We start from the raw sequence: 14,048 nt of genomic DNA, 5'->3' as shown, positions 1-14,048 counted from the left end.
AGGTGGCCCTGGGGGCGTCGCTTCCTGTTGCAGGAACTGCTCCCTCAGCAGGAGCTGTGGGCGCTGGCGACTCCCCGTCGCCGCCACCGCCTGCCCGGCGTGGCATGGCGTGGCCGCATCTCCCCCAGTGTCATGGTGATCACCGTAGTGGGAGACGGGAGCGTGGGACGGGGCTGGGGACGGCCGCCTGGTGAGGTCTGTTCGTCGGGGAAGAGCCGCCGCGCCATCTCGATCACGAAGGCTGAGGGCCTGAACGCGACGGGCGGCGGAGCACCCGGGAGAGCGCTTCCGCCGGTCCGTTGCCGGCAGATGGCCGCCTTCAGGCAGGGGGCGTGCCGTCGACCACGTATCCGCGCCGCTTGTCCACCACGTTGCGCAGCGGCCGGCCCTTGATGTGCCGGGTGAGGTTGTCGAGGAACACCTCGAGGAGCGCCTCCCGCTCGCCGGTGGTCTCGCCCGCCGTGTGCGGGGAGATCATCACGCCGGGCATGTTCCACAGGGGAGATTCAGCGGGCAGCGGTTCCTGTGCGAACACGTCCAGGGCCGCGCCGGCGAGCCGTCCGGCGGCGAGGTGGTCGACCAGCGCCTCCTCGTCGACGAGTCCGCCACGGCCTACGTTGATCAGCCGCGCGCCCGGCTTCATGGCGGCGAGCACGGGGGCGTCGACCATGCCCCGGGTGTCCTGGGTGAGGGGGGCGGACAGGACGACGTAGTCGGCATCCGTCAGGGCGGAGCGCAAGGTCGTCGCACCGTGGACCGTGCCGAAGTCGGGATCGTCCGCGCGGGCCTTGCGGCCCGCACCGCTCACCCGCATCCCGACGGCGCGCAGCAGCCGGGCGATGGCCCGGCCGATCGGCCCCGTCCCCCAGACCAGCACCGTGCGTCCGGTGATGCCGTCACCGGGGCGCGGACGCCACTCGCGGCGCCGCTGGTGCTCCCAGGTGCCGGGGAAGTCATTGGCCAGGGCGAGTATCAGGCCGAGGACGTACTCGGCGGTCGGCTGCTCGTAGACCCCGCGGGCGTTGGTCAGGACGACGCGCGGCTCGTCCACCAGGGCGGGGAACAGGAACGAGTCCACGCCCGCGGAGGACGCGTGAACCCAGCGGGGCGCCTTCTGCGGATCGTCGGGCCACGCCTCCCGGATGGCGGGGGTGATGGTCACCCAGGCCAGGAGGACGTCGGCGCCGGGGAGGAGGTAGGGCAGTTCCTCCTCGGTGGCGTAGACGGTGTCCGCGAGGCTTTCGATGCGGGCGGTGGCGGGGGGCCGGTTGCCGCGGTAGAGGACCACGAGTCGGTCGCGCATGTCAGGCTCCGACGGGAACGGCCAGGTACTTGTACTCCAGGAACTCGTCGATGCCGACGCGCCCGCCTTCGCGGCCGAGGCCTGACTGCTTGACGCCGCCGAAGGGCGCGGCGGGGTTGGAGACCAGTCCGGTGTTGATACCGATCATGCCGCTCTCCAGGCGTTCGGCGACCCGCAGGGCCCGGTCGAGGTTCTGGGTGAACAGGTAGGCGGCCAGGCCGAATTCGGTGTCGTTGGCGGCGGTGACGGCCTCGTCCTCGGTCTCGAAGGTACGGATCGCGGCGACCGGGCCGAAGATCTCGGTGTCGATGATCGCGGAGTCGGGGGTGATACCGGTGAGGACGGTGGGCGGGTAGAAGCAGCCCGGCCCTTCGGGGAGATCACCGCCGGTCAGAACGGCGGCACCGCGCTTGACGGCGTCCTGCACCAGGTCGTGTGCCTTGCTGCGGCCGGCGACGTCGATGAGGGGGCCGACATCCGTGCCCGGTTCGGTGCCGGGCCCGACGGTGAGGGCGGCCATGCGGGCGGCGAGCCGGGAGGCGAACTCCTCGGCGACGGAGGTGTGGACGAAGATGCGGTTGGCGGCGCAGCAGGACTCGCCCATGTTGCGCATCTTGGCGACCATGGTGCCCTCGACGGCCACGTCGAGGTCGGCGTCGTCGAAGACGACGGAGCTGTCCGACATCGGCCTGCGCCGTGTGCTGTACGCCCTGCGAGAAGACCCTCGTGTCCAGGAGTACACCGAACGGCAGCTCCGGCGCCTCATCGACCAGGACGCTCAGCACGGCACCGAGTTGCTGGCCACCCTGCGCCACTACCTTGAAGCGGCCGGCAACAAGACGACGGCCGCCCGCCGGGGCGGCCTCTCCCGCGAGACCATGTACCAACGCCTGCGCACCATCGAGCGCCTCCTCGACCGTGACCTCGAATCGGGCGATCAGCGCACGGAGCTTCACGTGGCACTCACAGCACTCGATGTCCTGCGCGCCGGCTGACGCGGACTCCCCGTTGCCCGACATGCCGCGCAAGTACCGGGGCGGAACACACCGACGGCGCCCCGGTCCAGCTTCCCCGGTCCAGCTCCCCGGTCCAGCTGTGGACCTGTTGCGGCGGCACCAAGCAGAGGCCGAACCCCGACTGATTCCGCCTCCTGTCCGGGCCGGGCATGCGCCCCGGCCCGGACACGGCGAAAAATCCGACGGGAACGCAACCCCTTGTCAGGGTCATGTCCCTCTTCTACAGTCCCGGATACGGAGTATGGGAGCGCTCCCACGGTGAGGGTGCTCCAGCGCTCGCTCCGAGAGGAGTCCCTCAAGAACGTCACGGCGCCCCGTCACGAAGAAGGCGGATCCCCCCATGCAGCTTCTTTCGATCCACCGCTCGCCCGCCCGACAGCGCATTGCCGTGTTGCTGGCAGCGCTCTGCTGTGCCGCGTTACCCGTCGCGGCCGCGGCCGACCGGCCGCCCGTGGCGAGCGCCGCCGCCACCGAGGTCCTGGGCAACGCGACCCACTTCGACGGGCTCGGGAGCCCCTACGGCGGCTGTGGTCTGCCGCAGCGCGAACTGGACAGCCAGGACTTCGTGGCGCTCAACGTGTTCAACACGCCCGGCGACTACTCGGGCTCCTACCCGCGCCCGGTGCCGGATTCGAGGGAACCGATCAAGGGCGCCTTCGACAACGGCCGCAACTGCGGCCGCTGGGTCAAGGTCACCATCGGGGACTACTGCTCCGGCACCAATGACGGCGCCCCTGGCCAGCCCTTCTGCCGTAACGGCTCCTGGGTGGCCGACAGGTACAACGGGGCCACCCTGACCATGCTCGTCGCGGACAGCTGTGCCGATTCCAACGCCTGGTGCCGGGACGACCCGAACCACCTCGACCTGGCGACCGATTCCCTCAACCGCTTCCGGATCGGCGGCACCTCCGTGGGGGCGATGTACCCGGACCGCTGGAACAACCGTCACGTCTCCTGGAGCTTCGTCCCCGCCCCGGACTACAGCGGCGACATCCGTATCGGCTTTCTCAGGGGAGCCCAGCGGTACTGGCCCGCCATCGCCGTCTCCCATTTGCCCAACGGCGTCCACGGCATCCAGTACCTGGCGAACGGGGCCTGGACCGACGCCACCATGAACAGCGACATGGGGCAGTCCTATGTCATCGGCGCGACGGCCTCCGGCGGAAGCGACTTCACCCTACGGATCCGCGACGCCGCCGACGCCTGGCTGGGCGGCGGCCGTACGTACTCCTTCTCGCTGCCGTCGGGCTGCGCGGGAGGCTGCTCGCAGGACTACACCGCCGTCCCCTACACCACTGACACCGCTGGAGGGACACCTCCTCCCACTCCCGCGCCCAGCCCTTCCGGCGACACCGCCTGCACGGCGCAGTGGAAGCCGACCGGCTCATGGCAGGGCGGGTACCAGGCCGACGTCACGGTCACCAACACCGGGTCCCGGCCGGTCACCGGCTGGTCGGTGCACCACACCCTGCCGGGCGGTGTGACCGTGGTGAACCGCTGGAACGCGGTGGTGGATCCGTCCCGCCCCGCCACCACCGTGCACAACGCCTCCTACAACGGCTCCCTGGCGCCGGGCGCGTCGACGACCTGGGGAATGACGCTCGACGGCGACGACCGAGACCTCGGCACACTCGCCTGCACCGCGTCCTGACTCCCGCGAGAGAGTGATCATGGCCATGACTTCATTACGGGTGCGTCGCCACCGGCTCCCTCTGTGGGCTTTGGTTCTGACCGTGGTGGCGGTTGCCCTTCCCGCCATCGCGATGTCGCGCGCGCAGGGCGCGGCGACGGGCTGCACGGTCACGTACACCACCAACGAGTGGTCCGGCGGCTTCACCGCCCAGATCCGCGTCACGAATCTCGGCGCCGCCCTGAACGGCTGGCGGCTGGAGTGGGCCTACGGCGGCGACCAGCAGGTCACGTCCGCCTGGAACGCGCAGGTCACCCAGTCGGGCAGCGCGGTGAGTGCCGTGAACGCCGCGCACAATGCCGTGCTCGCCGCCGGCGGGTCCGTGGACTTCGGCCTCCAGGGCACCTGGCGCACCGCCGACCCCGCCCCCACCGCCTTTGCCCTCAACGGCGCTCCGTGCGACGGAACCGCGACTCCCACGCCGACGCCGACGCCGACGCCCACGCCGACGCCGACGGCGACGTCCACGGCGCCGGCCGAATGCGCCGGGGCCGGGGCGACGATCTGCTCCGACTTCGAGGACCAGACCGGCACCGTGCCCTCGGGCGCCTGGCAGACCACGGCACCCGACTGCCAGGGAACGGGGAAGGTCAGCGTCGACACGTCCGTCGCCTACAGCGGCACCAGGTCGCTGCGCGTCGACGGCGGCGCCGGCTACTGCAACCACGTCTTCGCGGCCTCCACCCGCGATCTGTCCTCCGTCGGGCCCGTGGTGTACGTGCGGATGCGGGTCCGGCACACCACCGCCCTGCCCAACAACCACGTCACTTTCGTGTCCATGCCGGACGCCTCACAGGGCGGCAAGGCGCTGCGCGTCGGCGGGCAGAACGGCGCGCTGCAGTGGAACCGCGAGAGCGACGACGCCACGCTGCCGGAACAGAGCCCGGCGGGAGTGGCGCTCAGCACCCCGCTGGCGACCGGCCGGTGGCTGTGCCTGCGGTACCAGATCGACACCACCGCCCCGTCCATGCGCACCTGGGTCGACGACCAGGAGATCGCCGGACTGCGCGTGGACGGGGTGGCGACCCAGAACGTCGACGGGCAGTGGCTCGCCCGCAGGACCCCTCCCCGCCCCACCGGCCTGCGCCTGGGCTGGGAGAGCTACGGCACCGGGGACGACACCCTCTGGTTCGACGACGTGGCCCTGGGCTCCTCACCGATCGGCTGCTGACGCCCGCACGGAATGTTCCGAGGCAACAGGACGTGAACGCGCGACAGTTGTCGATTTCCTGATCCGTACGGCGCGCAGCACCCGCCTGGTGGACCGGTCAGCCGCAGGCCCTCGGCCTGGGCCCGGCTCACCCGTCCGTCGATCAGATGGGCATCGAGCTCATCGATCCCTTACGCAACAAGGAGATCAAAGGAGATCAGGTGAAACGTCGTCACACCTTGATAGCCGCCGGCGCCGCCGGTGCACTGATCCTGGGTGGCCTTGCCATCGCCACCCTGCCCGCATCGGCAGCCGCCACCGGCTGCTCGGTCGCCTACAAGGTGCAGAGCCAATGGCCGGGAGGGTTCACCGCGGACCTGGCCATCACCAATCTCGGCTCCCCCGTACGAGGGTGGACCGCGACGTTCGACTTCCCGGACTCCGACCAGAAGGTCACCAACGGCTGGAGTGCCACCTGGGCGCAGTCCGGAAGCCACGTGTCCGCCACCAGCCTCGACTGGAACGGGACGCTGGACACGGGCGGGTCGGCGTCCATCGGGTTCAACGGTGCGTGGAAGGGGGCAAATCCGCAACCCGCATCGGTTGCGCTCAACGGCGTGATCTGTACCGGCTCGGTGACATCCCCGACCCCCAGCCCCACCGCCACTGCGACCGGCGGTCCCAGTGGTCCGGCCCCGGAGCTGAAGGTTTCCGGCAACAAGATCGTCACCGCGAGCGGCAAGCCGTACCGACTGCTGGGCGTGGACCGTTCCAGCGGTGAATACGCTTGTGTTCAGGACAAGGGGCTGTGGGACGGCGGCCCGGTCGACCAGGCTTCCGTCGACGCGATGAAGACCTGGAACATCCACGCGGTACGTGTGCCGTTGAACGAGGAATGCTGGCTCGGCCTCAACGGCTCGCCCAAGGGGACCGCCTACCAGCAAGGCGTCGAAGATTACGTCAACCTGCTGGTCGCCAACGGCATCACGCCGATCCTCGACCTGCACTGGACGCGGGGCGCCTATACCGACGGGCCGGACTGGCACTGCAAGGACGCCACCGCGACCTGCCAGAAACCCATGCCGGACGCGCAGTACGCCCCCCAGTTCTGGACCGGTGTCGCCAACGCCTTCAAGGGCAATGACGCCGTCGTCCTCGATCTGTTCAACGAGCCGTACCCGGAGATCGCCGCCGGCTGGGACAAGACCGTCGGCTGGCAGTGCTGGCGCGACGGCGGCACCTGCACGGGCCTCCCGTACGAGACGGCCGGCATGCAGGACCTGGTCGACGCGGTCCGGGCCACCGGCGCGACCAACGTCCTCATGCTGGGGGGCCTCGAGTGGGCCAACGACATGCGCGAGTGGCTGACGCACATGCCGAACGACCCGCTGAACAACCTCGCCGCGTCATGGCATGCGTACAGCTTCAACGCCTGTGCGACAGTGTCCTGCTGGGACAGCCAAGTCGCGCCGCTCGCCCAGCATGTGCCGGTCGTCATCGGGGAGTTCGGCCAGGACGACTGCGGCTTCGACTACATGCAGCAGTTGGCTGACTGGGCCGACGCGCACAGCATGAGTTATCTCGCGTGGACCTGGAACCCCTGGGGCTGCAGCAGTGGCGGCGTGCTCATCAAGGACTGGGCGGGCACCCCGGAACCCGGCGTCGGAGAGGGTCTGAAGGCCCACCTGATCAGCCAAGACCCCTACTCGATCCCATAGCCGAGTCCCCAGGTTCTCGCCCGGGCCGTCGACGGCGCACCGGCCGGTGCGGAGATCGTGCCGGTCGGTGTCTGCCTGCGCCCCGTCGGTGACCTGGTCGGGTGCGATAGCGAGGACGCCGCCGGACGCGTGGATCTCGCCGGAGGCGGTGGCGGCGACGGTGACGGACGGCCCCGGCGCCGATGCGCAGGTCGACGCCGAGGCGGCTCAGGGTGCGCACCCGCAGCACCTCCCCCAGCTTGCCGGGCGTCGGTGCCGTGGTAGCGCAGGGCGCCCTTCAGTTCCATCAGAGCCGCGGCGGCAGCACCCGTACGACCGGCGACAAGCCCGCCATCTCCTCCAGGACCTGCCGGTAGGCCTCCTCCTGGCAGCCGGTCGGGGCGGCGGACATGCATCACCGTGCCCTGCCCCGCTGACCTCGCAGCGTGTGCAGGCGCTCCAGATCGGGCGGCAGGTCATCGAACACGGCAGCGGAGCGGCCGCAAGGCCCATGGCCGACCGGACCGCGGAGCCCGCTCATGAGCAAGAACGATCACCGTGGACCCCACCCCCGAACAGATCCGCGCCGCTGTAGTTGCATCTGGCCGCGCTGGGCGGTGCCGACGTGTTTCGCATCCCGATGCCGTGGCCCGTGAGATCACCGGCAACGTGGTGCGGCGCCTCCGCTCCCATGAGCCGCTCCAGTCGGACCGACTCCTGCCGCAGCCCCGCTCCGCCGCCGGAGCGGAGCGGGCCGGTAGGGCCCGGCGGGAGGGTCGGCGGCAGATGCCGCCTGTGGGAGGCGTTCGTGACGGGCGCCGCCTGCGGGCGGGGCGGCCGACTTCAGGTCCCGGTTGTCGGAGCGGCGGTGAGGGCGCCGACTCGGTGGTGTTCGTGATCAGCCAGTTCGGACAGGGCGAGGGCCCCGCAGGCAGTGGCCAGGGACTGGACCTGTTCCAGTTGGGCGAGTCCCTCGGCATGGCGGCCGGACGCGGACAGCGCGGTGCCGGCCGTCAGCCTGGCCATGGCCTCGTTGAGGGGCATACCGGCCGCACGGAACGCGTCAGCGGCCCGGCACGCGGTCGGACCCGCCGACGGACTCTGCCGGGCGAGCTGTACGTCGGCGCGGGCCAGCAACGCGAACCCGCGCCGACCGGGCGGCCCGTCAGGGTCTGCGCAGGCGGCGGCTGCGCGGTCGGCCCACGTTTCGGCGCCCGCCACGTCACCGAGGGCCAGTTCGGCGGCAGCCAGCAGCCGGAACCACATCGGACGGACCGGGGCTTCGAATCCCAGGAGGTGCGGGCCGCCGCCCGCCTCGATCACCTTGCGGACACAGCCGTCCGGGTCGCCGTTGAGCAGCAGCGTGTGGCCGAGCATCCCGACGATCGCCGACCGGCGCGCGCCCGGTGCGGGCCCGGCCAGAGCGAGCGACTCCTCGCAGATCTTCTGTGCGCCGGCGAAGTCCCCCCGCCACATCGAGACCGCTGCTCGCACCACCTCGGCCAAGGAACGCGGCTCGCCGCTGCCGACAAGGGATGCCGCCTCCAGGGCGTCATCGGCGTAAGCCGCCGCCTCGTCCAGGCGTCCCAGCCACATGAGGGCATAGGCGGAGGCGGCGAACAGATCGGCGAGCACCAGGCTCTGACCGGTGCGGCGGGACAGTTCCAGGCCTCGCCCGAGATGGCCGAGTGCGGAGTCGTAGCGTTCGTGGAGCATCTCGGTCCAGCCCGTCATGACGAGCGCGTCCAACTGGCCGGCCAGTCTCTGATCGTCGGTGCCGTCGAGCGCTTCCGCCACCAGGTCGAGGTAGCCGGTCGACCGGGCGTCGCCGGCGCCGGCGTGGGCCAGTGCCAGAAGAGCGCGGACCGCCGTGGTCTGCGCGGAGTCGCCGGTACGTGCCGCCGAGCGCAAGGCGCGGTGGCCCCAGTCGACGGCCGTCGAGAAGTCGTTCGTCCGAAGCGCCACCACCGCGACCCCCAGCTGGAGAGCGGCGGTTTCGGGCAGCGTTCGGCCGTCGTGGTCCGCCAGCTCCCGGAGCAGCAGGGCCGTGGCCTCTTCGTACCGGCCGAGCGCCCACTCCATGGTGGCTCGGAGGGCTGCCACCCTGGCCCGCCGCCCTCGCGCTCGCGCGGGCAGGAGGGAGGCCGCTGTGCGCAGGGTGTCGCGGCTTTCCCGCAGCCGTCCGGCCATCCCGAGCGCATCGGCCTGCTGGAGCCACAGTTCGGGCCGCAGTCGGCTCTGCTCGCCGAGCAGCCGCAAGGCTTCCTGTGTCCAGTGCGCGGCAGTGGCCGGTGCAATGGTCATCACCTGACGGGCGGCCCGTACGAGTACGTCAACGGCGTGTTCGTCTCCTGTGCGCGCCGAACGCTCGAGGTGCGACGCCTGGGCGGTCAGCGGTGCGCCGAGCAGCGCCAGTCCGTCCGCAGCCCGCGCGTGGGCCTCGATCCGCCAGCCGGCGCCCGCCCCCTGGTACACCGCTGCCCGCACCAGCGGATGACGGAACACGAACTGACGCGTGGCGCCGACCTGGCGTAGCAGGTCCCGCTCCGCGATCTCGTCCAGGGCGACGAAGGCCCGTGTCTCGTCGGTCTGCGCCACGAGTGCCACCATGCCGGCTTCGAAGGAGTCGCCGAGTACCGCGGCCGCCTGCGCACAGACCCTCGCGGTGTCCGACAGGCCTGCGAGCTCCTCCAGCAGTGCGGCACGCACCGACGGCGGCAGATCGTCGGCGACGGGCGCCGAGACGGCCGGCGCCGCCAACGGGGTTCCGTTCCCTGCGCTTCGGGCCAGGGCCTCCAGGTAGAACGGATTGCCACCGCTGGCTTCGTACAGCCGTCGGAAACGCCAGTGATCCACCCTGGCCCCGCACAGCTCCGCTCCCTCCGCCGGAGACAGCGGACCCAGCTCCACCCTGGCCGCTCGGCCCTCCGCTGCCGCCCTGGCCAGCGCCGCGGCCAGTCGTGGCGGGGCCTGCCGGGGCCGGTAGGCGAGGGCGAGGAGCAGCGGTGTCCTCGGCGGGTGCCGTACCAGATGGTCGATCAGCTCGGCGGTAGCGCCGTCCGTCCACTGCAGGTCGTCCAGACTGAGCACCAGCCCGCCGGCCGCACTCAAGGTCTCCAGCAGTGTCCGCACCGCCCGGTGCAACCAGTACCGTTCCCCTGTCACCGGCTCCGGCCCGGCCGGGAAGCGATCACAGAGGGCGGGGAAGACCGTACTCAGCAGGGCCAACGCGGCGGACGACGGTCCGCCATGCCGGAGCCGGTCGAAGTCCACACCGGCGAGGTGGTCGTCCAAGGCGTCCACGAACGCACCGTACGGAGCCCGGTCGAACTCCACGCTGCGTCCGGCCAGGGTCACGAAGCCGCGCCGGCCCGCGCGCTCGCCGAGTTCGCCGAGCAGCCGTGTCTTTCCGATGCCCGGCTCCCCGACCACCTCGATCACCCGTGGCGCACCGGCCAGGGCATCCTCGACGGCGGCGTCGAGGACCGCCAACTCGGTTGCTCTCCCGATCAGATGACCGACCGCCCGGTTTCGCCGCGGGGCCGGCGGCCGGGGCAGGGTGTCGCCGCCGCGCGCGGCGGACGCCGGGGCGGGCAGAGCTGACGGGTGCGGCGCGGGGGCCGGTGGGGATCGCGGAGCACGACCGGCGGCGAGGCCGGCGGCCGGGAGGTTCAGTGCGGGATCACAGGTGAGGATCTGCTGATGCAGTCGTTTCAGGGGGAGGCTGGGGTCACAGCCGAGTTCGTCGGCCAGCAGGAGCCGGGTCCGCCCGTAGTGAGCGAGGGCATCGGCCGGCCGACCGCAGCGGTACAGGGCGAGGATGTACTGGCCGGCCAGTCGTTCGTCCAGTGGGTGCGCCTCGACCTGGGCGGATAATCCGGCCAGCAGCCCGGCGTGCCCACCGCGGTTGAGCCGGACGTCGGTGTGGTCCAGTTCGGCGGCTATGCGTTCCTGGTCCAGGGCGTCACGGAGGGCGTTGACCCAAGGGGTGTCCAGACCCGTGAAGGCAGCGCCCTGCCAGAGACCAAGTGCCTGTTGGAACAGGGCCGCCGCCTGCTCGTCCCGCTCGTCGCGCACGGCCGCGCGGGCCCGCGCGGCCACGTCGTGGAATCGGTGCAGATCCACTGCGCTCGCCTCGACGTCGAGGACGTAGCCACCGAACCGCCGGACGATGTCCACCTCCTCGAAGACGGCCAAGGCGCGCCGCAGGCGGGAGAGGTAGCCGTAGAGGGTGTTGCGGACCCGCTGCGGGTGACGGTCGGCCCAGACGCGCTCGACGAGCTGATCCACCGAGACCACCCGGTTGGCGTCCACCAGGAGCACGGCGAGGACGCACCGCTGCCGGGCGTGACCCAGATCGATCACCCGGCCGTCCGCATGCGCCTCGACACTGCCGAGCAACTTGAACTCAACCGTCACAGCCCGCCCCCGAATCTACCCTGGCCACCCTGGCATAGCACCTTCGACCAGCGAATTCAACGTTTGTCCAAGGTTCGCCGACGGTCGGTCGCGCACCTTGGTCCCGTCCACACAACCGGACCGACGAACCCAGGAGACACCATGCGCAATCGCACAGGAGCCGACGCAGTGACCAGCGCGAAGTGGGCCGTACGGACGGGCGCACTCGTCTCCGGCGTGGCCTTGGCCGCCGCGCTGGGCGGCATCGGCCCGGCCCAGGCGGCGACGCCCCGGTCCTCCGCCGGCGTCCAGTCCATCGACTACATCTCCGGCAAGGACGTCACCGTCGGAAGCTGCAAGGGCTGGATGAACCGCCGGTCCACCGACGGCTACGTCCAGGGACTCGTGCAGTCCTGGAACGGTGCGGACTGCATCATGTGGCTGGAGCGCAAGGTCATCGGCTCCTACGACTACACGTCGGTGTCCGACGGCTACGAGGTGGTCAACACCAGCGCCTCGACCGGCTTCCACTGGAACGGCGCCAACGCCGGCTCGCGGGTCTGCGTCCACAACAACAGCACCGGGGCCGGCGGCTGCGGCGCGACTGCCTGGTGATCTCCCGTCACGTCGTCGGGCCGCACGGAGCGGTTCCGGCAGCGGCGTGATCGCCAGCGGAGTCGGAGCCGGGCAGGCGTCTGCGGCAGCCTGCCCGGCTCGCGGGGTGATCACGGCGTCGGAGCCGTCTGACGCGACCTGAGCACCCAACTCATCGCCCGCCTCCGTGCCGGCCAGGGGGCCGCCCTCGTCCAGGACGCGCAACTGCCAGGCCACGTCGGGTGTCGCCGCGTCGGGCGTCGATTCGGTGGAGTAGCGCGGGACCGTCGCGCGATGAGGCAAGGCGTGTGCTCAACGGGCGGCTCCCACCGGGACTCCCGTGCCGCAGGGTCCCGTCATCCTCGTCGTCGTCCTGCCCGAAGACGAGGACGACGGTGTCCTGGGCCGCCATTCCGGCCAGGACCGAGCGGGCTGCCTCACGACGTCCACGACCGCTGGCTGGTGGCTGTTCGCTCGCGGGTGCAACCTCCGGCACGAGAGTTTCGACGACGGGCTTCCCCATGTCGCAGTTCTGTAATGGCAGTTGACGGACCTCGTCTGCGTGATCTTGACTTCGTAGGTCGACTCGCACAGCGTCACACGATGCTCAACGCAAACGGGGAAACCATGCGTGTACGTCGAGCCATGACGGCTCTCTCCCTGACCGCCTCCCTCGCTGTTCCGGGGCTGCTTCTCGCTGCCGCTCCGGCCGAGGCGGCCTCGGGCTGCTACATCACGGCGAGCTCGGCCAACATCCGTTCCAAGGCGTCGACCGGATCCACCAGCCTTGGCGTGGCCTACAAGAACAACAAGTGCACCGAGAAGAGTTCCACCTACGTCGGCGGCTACGCCTGGTACAAGGTCAGGATGACCACCGGCAACGCCAAGGGCAAGACCGGCTGGGTCCGGGACGACCTGATTCACGTACCCGAGGAGGACGTCCACACCTGCACCCCTGAGGACACGGCCTGCCACACGGGCTGACTGGCCGGCGCGAGAAGGGGCCCCGTCGCCGTGAGCGGCGGGGCCCCTCGCGTGGTCTCGCGGACAGCGCGACCCTCAGCGGTCAGTCTCGCGTTACGCAGCGAAAAGCTGCTGGGACTCGTGCCCGCAGCGGTGGCCGGACCGGTCGCCCCTTTCGAAGAGACGGGGCAAGCGCGCAGCGTCGTCACTCCGGCTTCCCCAGCCCCCGTGCGAGCTCCGCCTGTGCCTGTCCGCGGTACTCCATGGGCGACACCCCGTACGCGCTGCGGAAGGCGCGCGTGAAGTCGGAGGCACGGACCAGGCCCCAGCGGGTGGCGATGGTATGGATTGGTGTGGAGGCGAAGTTCGGATCCGCCAGGTCGCGGCGGGCGCCTTCGAGACGCCGGCCGCGGATCCAGGCCGCGACCGTCTCGCCGGGGCTCTCCTCCTTGAAGATCTGGTGCAGGTAGCTCAGTGAGATGTGGTGCGCGGCCGCGATCACGGGCGGGGCCAGCTCCGGGTCGTGCAGGTTCCGGCGGATGAACGCCTGGATGCGCGTCGTCAGAGCCCGTCGGCGGGTTTCCGGCGCCAGCGCGTCCTCCGCCTCCAGCACCTGGGCGAACCAGGCGGACAGCAGGTCGATCAGGACGGTGCCGAGACGGGGTGCGTCGGACGGCTGGAGGGCGTCGGCCTGCTGCTCCAGCCCCGTGAGGAACCCCGTCAGCAGGGCGCCCACCCCCTCACGCCCGGACAGCCGCCGCCCCAGCAGATGTTGGACACGGGCGGGCGGCAGCGGCACCAGCGCCTTGGGGAAGTCCACGCCCACCCCGGTGAGCGGCTGACGGCCCAGGCCGGCCGGCACGTGCACTTCGTACGGCCGCGAGGTGTCGCTCACCCACAGGTCGCTCGGACCGTATGCCTCGGCTCGCCCCACATGCTCGAAGCCCAAGTCGCCGCCGAGCACCAGCGACAGGTGGTACATCTCCGGATCGGACTGCCGCACCAGCTTCTCGGTACGCCTGAATCCCGTCGGCAGGTACGACGTCGGCCAGGCCAGCACCGGCCCCAACTCCAACAGCCTCTGCCGCGCCCAGAAGTCGTCGGCGAACTGGCTGCTCATGTGGCTGGGGGCGATCGCCTGGTGCATCAACTCGCGCCAGTACTCGAACCGATGCTCCTTGGGCACATCGTCGCTCCGGTAGACCGTTCCGATCATGCCGGGGCCGGTGTGAGGCGG

8 protein-coding genes and 2 pseudogenes are annotated in these 14,048 nt (G+C 70.9%); 6 read left to right on the top strand and 4 right to left on the bottom strand.

Features of this window, described 5'->3' with window-relative positions; genetic code table 11:
• Positions 1-319 precede the first annotated feature (319 nt).
• Both OG802_RS33975 and OG802_RS33970 read right to left on the bottom strand, forming a co-directional pair.
• Positions 320-1,303, bottom strand: a complete 984-nt coding sequence (locus OG802_RS33975) for a D-2-hydroxyacid dehydrogenase (RefSeq protein ID WP_329416688.1) — start codon at positions 1,301-1,303, stop codon at positions 320-322.
• 1 nt (position 1,304) lies between these two features.
• A pseudogene (locus OG802_RS33970) lies at positions 1,305-1,973 on the bottom strand (aldehyde dehydrogenase family protein); the annotation flags it as partial.
• Position 1,974: 1 nt separating this feature from the next.
• Here OG802_RS33970 and OG802_RS33965 point away from each other — a divergent pair.
• The 4 genes and pseudogenes from OG802_RS33965 to OG802_RS33950 all read left to right on the top strand — a co-directional run.
• Positions 1,975-2,298: pseudogene (locus tag OG802_RS33965) on the top strand (PucR family transcriptional regulator); the annotation flags it as partial.
• 361 nt (positions 2,299-2,659) lie between these two features.
• Positions 2,660-3,970, top strand: a complete 1,311-nt coding sequence (locus tag OG802_RS33960; protein ID WP_329416687.1) for a cellulose binding domain-containing protein — start codon at positions 2,660-2,662, stop codon at positions 3,968-3,970.
• A gap of 25 nt (positions 3,971-3,995) precedes the next feature.
• A complete protein-coding gene (locus OG802_RS33955; protein ID WP_443055473.1) occupies positions 3,996-5,180 on the top strand; it encodes a cellulose-binding domain-containing protein in 1,185 nt (394 codons plus the stop codon).
• Positions 5,181-5,326: 146 nt separating this feature from the next.
• Positions 5,327-6,877 (top strand): cellulase family glycosylhydrolase, encoded by a 1,551-nt coding sequence (locus tag OG802_RS33950; RefSeq protein ID WP_329416686.1) that lies wholly within the window; start codon positions 5,327-5,329, stop codon positions 6,875-6,877.
• A gap of 822 nt (positions 6,878-7,699) precedes the next feature.
• On the opposite strand, the gene OG802_RS33945 is transcribed toward OG802_RS33950, so the two are convergent.
• Positions 7,700-11,275, bottom strand: a complete 3,576-nt coding sequence (locus OG802_RS33945) for a BTAD domain-containing putative transcriptional regulator (RefSeq protein WP_329416685.1) — start codon at positions 11,273-11,275, stop codon at positions 7,700-7,702.
• 141 nt (positions 11,276-11,416) lie between these two features.
• On the opposite strand from OG802_RS33945, the gene OG802_RS33940 reads away from it, so the two are divergent.
• Positions 11,417-11,869: a hypothetical protein gene (locus OG802_RS33940; RefSeq protein WP_329416684.1), complete on the top strand. Its 453-nt coding sequence runs from the start codon at positions 11,417-11,419 to the stop codon at positions 11,867-11,869.
• A 606-nt stretch (positions 11,870-12,475) separates the two neighbouring features.
• The gene (locus OG802_RS33935) at positions 12,476-12,832 is read left to right on the top strand and encodes an SH3 domain-containing protein (RefSeq protein WP_329416683.1); all 357 of its coding nucleotides are present in this window, start codon (positions 12,476-12,478) and stop codon (positions 12,830-12,832) included.
• A 184-nt stretch (positions 12,833-13,016) separates the two neighbouring features.
• On the opposite strand, the gene OG802_RS33930 is transcribed toward OG802_RS33935, so the two are convergent.
• Positions 13,017-14,027 (bottom strand): helix-turn-helix domain-containing protein, encoded by a 1,011-nt coding sequence (locus OG802_RS33930; protein WP_329416682.1) that lies wholly within the window; start codon positions 14,025-14,027, stop codon positions 13,017-13,019.
• Between the last annotated feature and the right edge of the window lie 21 nt (positions 14,028-14,048).

Origin of the sequence: Streptomyces sp. NBC_00704, from assembly GCF_036226605.1 — a bacterium.
GTDB lineage: Bacteria > Actinomycetota > Actinomycetes > Streptomycetales > Streptomycetaceae > Streptomyces.
This window is presented reverse-complemented; position numbering and strand designations above follow the sequence as displayed.

Bases quoted from the DNA above. Each gene is read 5' to 3' on its own strand.
- OG802_RS33940 (WP_329416684.1), top strand. From the start codon at position 11,417: ATGCGCAATCGCACAGGAGCCGACGCAGTGACCAGCGCGAAGTGGGCC.
- OG802_RS33935 (WP_329416683.1), top strand. From the start codon at position 12,476: ATGCGTGTACGTCGAGCCATGACGGCTCTCTCCCTGACCGCCTCCCTC.
- OG802_RS33975 (WP_329416688.1), bottom strand. From the start codon at position 1,303: ATGCGCGACCGACTCGTGGTCCTCTACCGCGGCAACCGGCCCCCCGCC.
- OG802_RS33930 (WP_329416682.1), bottom strand. From the start codon at position 14,027: ATGATCGGAACGGTCTACCGGAGCGACGATGTGCCCAAGGAGCATCGG.
- OG802_RS33960 (WP_329416687.1), top strand. From the start codon at position 2,660: ATGCAGCTTCTTTCGATCCACCGCTCGCCCGCCCGACAGCGCATTGCC.
- OG802_RS33955 (WP_443055473.1), top strand. From the start codon at position 3,996: ATGACTTCATTACGGGTGCGTCGCCACCGGCTCCCTCTGTGGGCTTTG.
- OG802_RS33950 (WP_329416686.1), top strand. From the start codon at position 5,327: ATGGGCATCGAGCTCATCGATCCCTTACGCAACAAGGAGATCAAAGGA.